We start from the raw sequence: 398 nt of genomic DNA, 5'->3' as shown, positions 1-398 counted from the left end.
GTCCGGCGGGGCCGCGCCCGTGCCCCCGCCTCACCGAACCTGGAGCGACGACATGACCGTGGCGGTCGTCCTGTTCACCGCCGATCTGCGGCTGCACGACCACCCTCCGCTGGCCGCCGCGCTCGCCGCGGCCGACGAGGTGGTGCCGCTGTTCGTCCGCGACCCGGGGGTGCACGCCGTCGGGTTCGACGTCCCCAACCGCGCCGCCTTCCTCGCGGCCTGCCTGGCCGACCTCGACGCGTCCTTGCGCGGGCGTGGTGGGCGGCTGGTGGTGCGGTCCGGCCCGGTGGAACGGGAGGTCGCGGCGGTCGCCGAGGAATGCAGGGCCGGCGAGGTGCACCTGGCCGCGGGGGTCACCGGGTACGCCCACCGGCGGGAGGACCGGCTGCGGGAGGCAC

At 77.4% G+C, this 398-nt stretch carries 1 protein-coding gene; it reads left to right on the top strand.

Translation table 11 applies throughout. The annotated features are described in order from the left end of the window. Positions 1–52: 52 nt before the first annotated feature. On the top strand, positions 53–398 hold a 346-nt coding region (locus ACOV8S_RS03685), incomplete at its 3' end, for a deoxyribodipyrimidine photo-lyase (RefSeq protein WP_448316076.1).

The organism is Streptomyces sp. CO7 (assembly GCF_053474865.1).
Note: the sequence above shows the minus strand (reverse complement) of the source record. Positions and strands in the feature narration are given on the sequence as shown.